A 9,353-nucleotide genomic window follows, 5' to 3' on the forward strand; every position below is an offset into this window, starting at 1 on the left:
TGTTTAACGCCCTGGCGTTAGGGTTGAACCTTTTGTACGGGCGAAAACAGCAAATCCTCGACCCCACTGATTTTTACGCCGATCCTGGTCGTAAGCGTAGCTTTGCCCCGCTATGGCCGGAAAGTCTGAGGTAAGCGAAACGGCGTTCAGGTCTTTGATGTCGGCACCTTTCAGATCAACGGAAGCAAGGCTCGTCCGACTGTCTACAAATTGCGTCTTACTGACGTATAGCGTCACTCGCTCAATGGCTTTGGCGCTGGCTCCGGTTATAATTTGCTCCAATTTGCAGGAAGCCGTCACTTTGCCGCTACCAACTAAAAAAGCAGGTGTACGAACCATGCGTTAGTGCCTTTACATATACCGGTATTAGCAAAAGAGTAGCGGTAAGACCTTTTTGTTACGTACAACTACTGATAGACAGATTGACAGAATCAGCTCCACGTATGGATAACGTGTGTTTTTGAGTCCGTTTAAGGGTTACATTTGGCAGTAGATGTATTATCGCTCCTTACTTTCGTACTCTTTCTCGCCAAACCTGTGAAGAACCGGTCTAAACTCTTCTTACTGAGTGTTCTGCTTGTGCTGTTTCAGCCAAGTTTTGCCCAAACCAAACGGATTATTTACAAAGAAAGTCTACAGGATTTTCCCAATCCGGAACGGGGTTTTTACATACCTTTCGGTACCAGCACGGAAGAATTCAAGCCGCTGGACAAAGACGTTTTGCTGAGCTATCGTCGTCAGCCTCAACAACCTGGGAAAGCCAGCTATTCGTTTTTTTGCTCGCTGATTTACCGGGCTTACCGGCTCGAACGCTTTAAAAAGTCACCCATCGACGCCGACTTTCTGCAAAAGATTCAGAACGATTTTAACACGGCTCGGTCGGCTGGCATAAAACTAATCTTACGCTTTTCATACACGGACAAAACCCATACCGGTGACTGCCCCGACGAATATAAAATCTGTCCTCCCTACGGCGATGCCAGCAAGCCCGTCGTGTTGGCACACATCGCTCAGCTCAAACCGTTGTTAACGAAAAACGCCGATGTCATTGCGGTTTTGCAGATGGGATTTATCGGTATCTGGGGTGAAAATTACTTTACCGATTACTTTGGCGATGCGTCGATGAACCAGCTTGGGGTCATCCCCGACAGCAGCTGGCATGACCGGAACGAGGTGCTGACCGCTTTGTTAAATGCCCTTCCGAGTGATCGGATGGTGCAGGTGCGCACTCCACAGATCAAACAACGATTTGTGAAAGGACCGAATGCACCAGTTACCACATTGGCCATGAGCGAAAAGGAAGCGTATAGCCAGTCGGCAATTGCGCGGGTCGGCTTCCATAACGACTGCTTTCTGGCCAGCGCCGATGATTACGGTACGTTTTACGATTACGGTAATTCTTCCTCAAAACGGGGACCTGCCAACGAAACGCTCCGGCGGTATTTTGAACAGGATAGCCACTATACGGCCATTGGTGGCGAAACCTGCGATGACGCTTTTAGCCCCCAAAATGACTGTGCGCCAGTCGGCAGGGCTGAACAGGAAATGGCGGCTATGCACTACAGCTACCTAAACGCTGCCTACAACAATACCGTCAACAACGATTGGCAATCAGACGGTTGTATGGCCAAAATCCGTCGAAATCTAGGGTATCGCTTTGTGCTGGAAGAAGCTGTTCTGCCCACCAAGGCTCGGAGAGGGCAGTCGATTACCTGTCAGATCAACGTAAAGAATGTAGGTTACGCATCGCCTTACAACCCGCGCCCGCTTCAGCTAATCTTACGGCATAAAGGTACGGGGGCGCTAACCGTTTTGGCAAGTCAAACCGATGTTCGGAAGTGGTTTAGTGGTCCGATCCGCTGGCAGGAGTCGTTTTCGCTGCCCGCTAAGTTACAGTCCGGTCAATACGAACTTTTATTAAACTTGCCTGATGCCTATGCTTCGCTAGCTAACCGTCCAGAATATAGCGTTCGTTTAGCAAACGAGACGGTCTGGGAGCCTGCCACCGGTTACAATCGTCTCAACCACACGCTGACCGTAGAACCCTGAGGGAACTGCTGTGTTGTAAAACAGAATCGAATTCTTTTAGTAATCCGTGAATCGCTTTGTAAAGCCTGGCTGTGGAGTCGGCGGGTGGTGTCGGTTTTGAGAAACCGACACCACCCGCCGACTCCACGACTCTAGCAAAAGGCCCTAGCTATACGTCGGACAACTAATCAAAAGCCGTTCTGATGATGAAGTTGTTTTACTATCGTGATGACAGTAAGGTAGTTTGGGAACTAAGGCATTAGATAAGTAGCCTTATCGTCTTTTCTATAGTGAGTACAGAAGGGCTATTCTTTTTTTGAGCATAGTCGCCCGATTTGCATCGATGTTCTAATCGAATTTCGCCTACTAATACTTCTGGTTCTTTAATCTTTACCGACCGTCAATTGTGATAAGCATGCCGTTTTACCCAAAATTTGCTCATTGCTGGATGTATCTACTTGTCAGCGCCGTTGGGCTTTACAGCAATAGCTTTGGTCAGCAGCCAACCAAACAAGTAGCAGCACAATCGGGCATTGCTTCCGCGTATTCGACTGATAAGCAGGTATTGGCGAAAGGGCAGCAGTTGTTCCAGCAGAATTGCACCGCCTGTCATAATTTTCTGCAAAAAGGAATAGGCCCTAATCTGGCCGGAGTTACGTCGGAGGTTACACCAGAATGGCTAAAATCGTTTATCCGCAATGCCCCCCAGAAAATCGAGCAGAAAGATGCACGAGCCGTCCGGCTTTTTGCCGAATATAAGCAGTACATGCCTACGTTTTCGCAGTTGAGCGATAGTGATACAGACGCGTTGGTTGCTTTCCTTCACGCCAAACGCCAGCGGACTCCGAATGTGGGTGACGACAAAAAGCTGGGTGTTGCGCTTACCGATCCTATTCCCGCTCGCATACAACAGTCGGGTCTGCGTCTACACCTTACCGAAGTAACAACTGCTCCGGCCAGCGCCGAAAAAGTACCGCTCGCCCGGATTAATAAAATGCAGGTGTTGCCCGGAAAGCCGGATCGGTTGTTTCTGGAAGACCTGCGGGGAACGCTCTACGAAATGGTCGGTGATTCGCTGCGTGTTTTTATGTCGTTTCCCAGCGAGCGGCCTGCGTTTATTCATTCGCCCGGTCATGCTACTGGCTTCGGCAGTTATGCCTTTCACCCCGATTTTCATACCAACGGACTGTTTTATACCACGCATACTGAAAAACCGAATACCGCACCGGCTGATTTCGCCTATGCCGACTCGATTAAAGTTTCGCTGCAATGGGTGCTTACCGAATGGAAGCTAACCGATCCGGCAGCAAAGACGTTTTCTGGGTCGGGCCGCGAACTGATGCGGACTAATATGGTGACAACCATACACGGTGTCCAGGAAATTACGTTCAACCCACTTGCCAAGGCAGGAAGCCCGGATTATGGTTTGCTGTACATCGGCGTGGGCGATGGTGGCGCTACGGAAAATGGGTATTACTTTCTTTGTAAAGATTGTAACAGGGTATGGGGCAAAGTATTGCGTATTGATCCAAAAGGAACGAACAGTAAAAACGGACGGTATGGCATTCCTGCGCAAAATCCGTACGCGGGCGCCAACAGTCAGAAGGGATTGCCAGAGGTTTTCTGTGGTGGGTTTCGAAATCCAAACCGGATTGCCTGGACCCCCGACGGTAAAATGCTTATTTCCGACATTGGCCAAGCGCAATCCGAAGAGTTAAACGTAGGCGTGGCTGGTGCGGATTATGGCTGGCCGGAACGGGAAGGCACGTTCGTTATTAATCACCGGGGGAGGATGGATCAGGTATATGCGCTTCCTAAAAATGACGCGGACTTTAAATACACCTATCCAGTCGTCCAGTACGACCATGACGAGGGCAATGCCATTTCCAGCGGGTTTGTGTATACCGGAACCGCTATTCCCGCGCTAACAGGCAAGTATATTTTTGGTGATATTGTCAACGGCAGGGTGTACTATGTGGACAGTAAGCAACTACAGCCAGGAAAGCAGACACCTATTCAGGAGTTTACGGTTCAGGTCGGTGGACAGAACAGCACCTTTCAGCAATTGACGAATAGCAAAAAAACGGACCTACGGTTTGGTGTAGGACTGAATAACGAATTCTACCTGTACACCAAGGCAGACGGTAAAATATACAAAGTAACGGATTGCTCAATTGATAAATCGCCCATCTCGAAGCAGTAAAGCAACACCCCTTTGATGGGTACCAATCACTTCTCGAAGATTGTTTTGCGGTGGGCTAATCCCCAGTAATGCAGTTCTTCCATTACTTTTTCGAGCGACATTCCGTGTGCGGTGATGGAATATTCTACTGTTGGAGGGAAGGTGTCATGTACTTCCCTCTTTATCAGTCTGTTCATCTCCAGAGATTTCAGCTCTTTGGATAATGCTTTGTCCGTAATTCCGGTCACTTCCTTTCCGATCTGTCTGAACCGTTTAGGACCTGCGGATAACGAGAATAGAATAAGCAGTTTCCATTTCCCCTCGAGTGCCTCCAGTGCATCCCGTATTGAAAGCATCGTTTTTGGGCATCCACCTGTTGTCAGCATTTCGTGTTTTTTTGTTCGTGCAGTTATGCGTTACTATCTCAACGGATAGCGCTATCCGAAAGGGAAGTGCTTTCTGCTGGATAGCAAACATAAATACATTCACGCCTTCAACGAAAATTTTTCACGAAATGACAAATCAGCCCAAATCGTCGAAAGCGATGCATTACAGTCTTTGGTCAGTTCAAATAGTGCTGGCTGCCAGTTTGATGTGGGCCGCCTGGATGAAACTTGTTCAGCCTATTGACCAGTTGGCTAGTATGTGGCCTTGGGCCGGTCAGGTGCCAATCGCATTGGTAAAATTTACCGGAGTTGTCGATTTAATCGGCGCATTGGGTTTGATCATGCCTTCATTGTTCCAGATCAGACCGAAGCTTACGCCTGTTGCGGCTGTGGCACTTGTTGGGCTCATGCTGTGCGCCGGTTTGTTTCACGTTATGCGGGGAGAAGCCTCGGCAATCGGGGTAAATAGTATGTTCGCGATTTTGGCAGCTTTCGTAGCCTGGGGTAGACTGAAAAAAGCCCCCATAGCGCCGAGATAGAAGCAAAAGGGCAATCTATTTTCGATCCTGGTGAGAGTAGAGTAGGTACAATTCAGTAAGCGAAACCGGCTCTTGAAATTGATCAAGAGCCGGTTTTATGCATAGTTTGTAAGAAGATCACTGCAACGTCGGTTCTGGACCGCGAAAAGCGTCTTTCTTATCGATGGCGGGTAGTTTGACGGGTCTTCGCTCACGCGCTGATTGGTAAATGGCTTCCATGATTCGCTGATCCTGTAAGCCTTCCTCTCCGGTTGAATAAGGCGCTTTGTCATTCAGAATACACTCCGAGAAATGGTCCATCTCGGCGGCAAACTGATTCTTGGGCATGATGTTGACGTTCTCCTGTCGTACAATTGCCCCGTCTGCGCGGGATGTCATCAGCTTCTGCCCCGAATACGCGTAGGCATTCGCCAGTTCGTACCAGCCCCGCTCAGTCATGATCCGATACTGACGCGAATCGTGTGTATTATAATGCGTAGCACAATTGGCAATAACGCCACTTGGAAATTTCATCTGCCATGAACACACTTCTTCCACTTCCTTAAAAAGTGGATTGTCTGGGTCGCTGTACGTGTAAGCGGATACTTCGGTTGGTTCTTCACCCAAAATAAACCGGGTTGTGTTCAGGCAATACAAGCCAATGTCGGGCAAGGCACCTCCACCGGCGAATGCCTTAATGTGCCGCCAATGTTTAGGATTAGCTGATGACTGGCAGTTGAAGGCGTCCACAAATTTGGGCTTGCCGTATTCATTTTTTTGCACCTGTTCACGTACATAGCGGTTGTATGGTTCGTAATGAATACGATAGGCGATCATTAACTTACGGTTCGCTTTTTTACAGGCATCGATCATGGCCTGGCACTCCGCCGACGAGTTAGCCATCGGTTTCTCGCAAAGAATATGTTTACCCGCCTGTGCACCACGAATCGTATATTCGGCATGCATGGAATTGGGCAGCACAATGTAAATAACCTGCACCTCCGGATTGTCTTTCAACTTGTCATAATCTGCATAGCTATAGCAACTTTCGGGTTTAATGCCGTATTGCTTGGCTACTTTCTGAAGTTTCTCCGGGCTACCGCTGACAAGCGCAACGGGTTTCGATTTCTTACAGGCACCAAAGGCGGGAAGAAGTTCCTCCAGAGTCAGGTGGCCCAGGCCTACCAGCGCATAGCCTACTCGCTGATCGTCGGGCAGGGGCGTTGGGGTAGGGGCCGATTTACGATCAGCATCCGACTTCCAGGCTTCTAGTTCAATTGGCTTGTTTACGTCAGCGGGTACTTCGGCGGGGGGCGAGTAGGGCGGAGACGTTGGCACTTGCTGACCGCCCGCTCCTTTATACGTACCAGAGGTCGGAACAGGGTACGACGGTGCCTGGCCGCTCGACTGGCAGGAAGCCGCTAGTCCGCCGGCAACCCCAACGGCAACAACCTGTCCAGCGGCCTGCAAAAAGCCTTTTCGGCTCATCAACCCAGGTAGCGCCTTGTCCTGCTGCGCCTGATTTTCACTTTTTTCGTTGAGCATTGAAGTAGATGTTTACATTGATCTACAGCTACAACCTTGTGTTCTTCAATGTCTCTTCGAAAAATAAAAACTATATTAAAAAAGTCTTGCTATATACTTGATAAGTATAAACAAAGAACGGTGTTGACAGAATCGCATGAATAAACTTTTTTTGTAGGCTTGCAGTCCAGGCAACAGAACAAGTCCCGTAGATCGCGTTCATAACATTCCCCTTTACAGCGGGTTAGTTATTGATTGTGATTTACCCAATGCTCATAAGAACAGATGGATATGTCAAGACTATTCAGCTATGTTACGCCCCTGATGATTGTTTCGTTAATGGGCGTTATTATGATACTGTATGGACTCATGCAATTGGGTCGGGAAAACAATATTCTTCAGTTTATTTTTGGTATACCGATTGCCCTGGGCGCAGCCGGTTTTCATTTTCTAATTCGTCGCGTTTTACACCAACATACGCTGAACATATGGATCGTAGAAGCCATTATTGTGGCCGCTCTCTGGTATCAGTTCATGTACGTTTGGTAAGCATTAGTTTGACAGCCATTTCTGTATTCGCCCAGCGTTTTTCGAAATGTTTCTCCTTAAATTGCTCACCGCTGATTGAGACAGCCTAATAAATCGGTAAAGCAAGCTTGTCAACACTCGCAGGATCGTTCAGCCTAAAAACAAACCGCTAAAACGGCTTAACTACGACCGCATTGGCGGACCGGCTGCCTTTGGCTTAAGCAAACGATTGCCGGTATTGTAAGGGAGTCACCTTAGTCTTGTTCTTAAACAACCGGCTGAACGACTGCGGAAAATCGAAACCTAGTTGAAAGCCGATTTCGCTGACGGTTAAACTCGTTTGCGTGAGCAATGATTTGGCCTTTTCGATGACGTAGCGATGAATGTGCTGCTGGGCGTTTTGCCCCGTATACGTTTTTAGCAGGTCGCTTAAATAGCTATCCGAGTAATTCATCTTTTCGGCCAGATAAGAGACTGAAGGCAACCCTTCGCTTAGGGCTTTATCGTTGGAAAAGTAATCAGATAAGACGCTTTCCAGCCGCGTCAGTACATCAAGGCTGATGGGCTTACGGGTCATAAACTGCCGACCGTAAAATCGTTGGGCATAACTCAACAATAGGTCAAGGTGAGCCATGAACACCGCTTCAGAATAGGGGTCAATTCGTTCGTTAAGTTCATGTCGAAGCATCGTCATCACCGAAATCATCAAGGTCTCTTCCTGATCGGACAAGTGAAGGGCTTCGTGAACGGCATAGTCGAAAAACCCATACTGCTTTATTCGCTGACCAAGCGCATGCCCTCGGATCAAATCGGGATGGAACACCACACACCAGCCGCTTGGTTTATGATCGTCAGTAATGTTACTCGTCACTTGCCCTGGCGCGGTGCAAAACAGGATGCCTTCGTCGAAATCACAGTAGCCCTGCCCGTAGCGTATTTTTCCCGTTACGTTGCGTTTGAGCGAGATGCAAAACAGCTCGAGGACAAGCGTTTGCGGGCGCGTGTCGGCCCGCGTATGATCCATGTCATCGAAAGTAAAGACGCTGATCAATGGATGGACAGGTTTGGGAAGTCCAAGTATTCGGTGTTGCTCTGAAATGGAATGTATTGGGTGGGGCGATTGCTTTTTCATAGGCTAAGTATATGCGACAGGCAGGGCTTAAACCCTGCCTGCACGACTGGCTACTGATCGATAGCTTGCATGCCAGCCTGATCATACCGATCACCTGTCTGGGTCCCTAACGGAATGATCGCTTCCAGACGTTCCAGATCTTCATCGCTGAGCTGGATCTGAGTAGCACCGATATTTTCGTCCAGGTACTTCCGACGTTTGGTACCGGGGATTGGCACAACCCCTTTAGCCAGCACCCAGGCCAGGGCCAGTTGTGAAACAGTTACCTGTTTTTCGAGTGCCATTGCCTGAATTGCTGCCAGCAACTCCAGGTTCTTATAAAACTGTTCACCCTGAAAGCGGGGCAGCGAACGCCTGAAATCATCAGCGGCCAGATCGTCCAGACTTTTCAAGTCGCCCGTTATAAAGCCGCGGCCAAGGGGCGAATAGGCAACAAAGCCAATGCCCAGTTCAGCAAGGGCAGGCAACAGGCCTGTTTCTTCCGCGCTGCGTTCGAAAAGTGAATACTCGGTTTGTACAGCCGTAATGGGATGGATCGCATGGGCCCGCCGGATGGTGTCTATGGATACTTCTGACAAGCCGATGTAGCGGATCTTCCCTTCCTGAACTAACTCGGACATCGCTTGTACTGTTTCTTCGATGGGTGTAGCCGGATCCAGCCGATGCAGATAATACAGATCGATGTAGTCCGTAGCCAAGTTTTTTAACGATCGTTCGGCTGCTTTCTTGACATAGGCCTTGTCGGCTCTGAATTGCCAGGTTATCTGATGCGTGTCATCAATTTCCCAACCAAATTTGGTGGCGATAAGGTAGTCGTCCCGTCGGTTTTTGATGGCTTTGGCGATCAATTGTTCGTTGATCAAGGGCCCGTACAGATCCGCCGTATCCAGAAAGTTTCCACCGTGTTCGCGTGAGCGATGAATGGTTGCAATAGCCTCGGCTTCATCGGCTTTTCCATAGATATCCCTGTGGGCCATTGCAGTCATCCCCATGCAGCCCAGACCAAGTGCAGGCACCACCAGCCCCTGGCTTCCTAAGTTTACCCGTTTCATAAG

General features: G+C 49.0%; 9 protein-coding genes. 4 read left to right on the forward strand and 5 right to left on the reverse strand.

The genetic code is table 11. The features are described from left to right. Positions 1–3 precede the first annotated feature (3 nt). Positions 4–339 carry a DUF3823 domain-containing protein gene (locus tag M0L20_RS24305; protein ID WP_248479666.1) on the reverse strand — a complete coding sequence of 112 codons (336 nt, stop codon included), beginning with the start codon at positions 337–339 and terminating at the stop codon, positions 4–6. 198 nt (positions 340–537) lie between these two features. Here M0L20_RS24305 and M0L20_RS24310 point away from each other — a divergent pair, with 198 nt between their 5' ends. Both M0L20_RS24310 and M0L20_RS24315 read left to right on the forward strand, forming a co-directional pair. Beyond that, complete coding sequence (locus tag M0L20_RS24310) at positions 538–2,049, forward strand: DUF4832 domain-containing protein (protein ID WP_248479668.1); 1,512 nt, start codon at positions 538–540, stop codon at positions 2,047–2,049. Positions 2,050–2,476: 427 nt separating this feature from the next. After that, positions 2,477–4,231 (forward strand): PQQ-dependent sugar dehydrogenase, encoded by a 1,755-nt coding sequence (locus M0L20_RS24315; protein ID WP_248479670.1) that lies wholly within the window; start codon positions 2,477–2,479, stop codon positions 4,229–4,231. 26 nt (positions 4,232–4,257) lie between these two features. On the opposite strand, the gene M0L20_RS24320 is transcribed toward M0L20_RS24315, so the two are convergent. Further along, positions 4,258–4,596, reverse strand: coding sequence for a winged helix-turn-helix transcriptional regulator (locus M0L20_RS24320; RefSeq protein WP_248479672.1), 339 nt, complete (start codon positions 4,594–4,596; stop codon positions 4,258–4,260). A gap of 128 nt (positions 4,597–4,724) precedes the next feature. On the opposite strand from M0L20_RS24320, the gene M0L20_RS24325 reads away from it, so the two are divergent. Beyond that, positions 4,725–5,135, forward strand: a complete 411-nt coding sequence (locus M0L20_RS24325; protein ID WP_248479674.1) for a DoxX family protein — start codon at positions 4,725–4,727, stop codon at positions 5,133–5,135. A gap of 117 nt (positions 5,136–5,252) precedes the next feature. On the opposite strand, the gene M0L20_RS24330 is transcribed toward M0L20_RS24325, so the two are convergent. After that, on the reverse strand, positions 5,253–6,659 hold the full coding sequence (locus M0L20_RS24330) for a Gfo/Idh/MocA family protein (protein WP_248479675.1): 1,407 nt from the start codon (positions 6,657–6,659) through the stop codon (positions 5,253–5,255). Between the two features lie 270 nt (positions 6,660–6,929). On the opposite strand from M0L20_RS24330, the gene M0L20_RS24335 reads away from it, so the two are divergent. Continuing rightward, complete coding sequence (locus M0L20_RS24335; RefSeq protein WP_248479676.1) at positions 6,930–7,187, forward strand: hypothetical protein; 258 nt, start codon at positions 6,930–6,932, stop codon at positions 7,185–7,187. Between the two features lie 196 nt (positions 7,188–7,383). On the opposite strand, the gene M0L20_RS24340 is transcribed toward M0L20_RS24335, so the two are convergent. Next, positions 7,384–8,298, reverse strand: coding sequence for a helix-turn-helix domain-containing protein (locus M0L20_RS24340; protein ID WP_248479677.1), 915 nt, complete (start codon positions 8,296–8,298; stop codon positions 7,384–7,386). Between the two features lie 50 nt (positions 8,299–8,348). After that, positions 8,349–9,350 (reverse strand): aldo/keto reductase, encoded by a 1,002-nt coding sequence (locus tag M0L20_RS24345; protein ID WP_248479680.1) that lies wholly within the window; start codon positions 9,348–9,350, stop codon positions 8,349–8,351. Between the last annotated feature and the right edge of the window lie 3 nt (positions 9,351–9,353).

Source organism: Spirosoma liriopis, assembly GCF_023196085.1.
Lineage (GTDB): Bacteria > Bacteroidota > Bacteroidia > Cytophagales > Spirosomataceae > Spirosoma > Spirosoma oryzicola.

Coding starts and splice junctions, on each gene's coding strand:
- M0L20_RS24345 (WP_248479680.1), bottom strand. CDS start 9,350: ATGAAACGGGTAAACTTAGGAAGCCAGGGGCTGGTGGTGCCTGCACTT.
- M0L20_RS24340 (WP_248479677.1), bottom strand. CDS start 8,298: ATGAAAAAGCAATCGCCCCACCCAATACATTCCATTTCAGAGCAACAC.
- M0L20_RS24305 (WP_248479666.1), bottom strand. CDS start 339: ATGGTTCGTACACCTGCTTTTTTAGTTGGTAGCGGCAAAGTGACGGCT.
- M0L20_RS24330 (WP_248479675.1), bottom strand. CDS start 6,659: ATGCTCAACGAAAAAAGTGAAAATCAGGCGCAGCAGGACAAGGCGCTA.
- M0L20_RS24315 (WP_248479670.1), top strand. CDS start 2,477: ATGTATCTACTTGTCAGCGCCGTTGGGCTTTACAGCAATAGCTTTGGT.
- M0L20_RS24320 (WP_248479672.1), bottom strand. CDS start 4,596: ATGCTGACAACAGGTGGATGCCCAAAAACGATGCTTTCAATACGGGAT.
- M0L20_RS24335 (WP_248479676.1), top strand. CDS start 6,930: ATGTCAAGACTATTCAGCTATGTTACGCCCCTGATGATTGTTTCGTTA.
- M0L20_RS24325 (WP_248479674.1), top strand. CDS start 4,725: ATGACAAATCAGCCCAAATCGTCGAAAGCGATGCATTACAGTCTTTGG.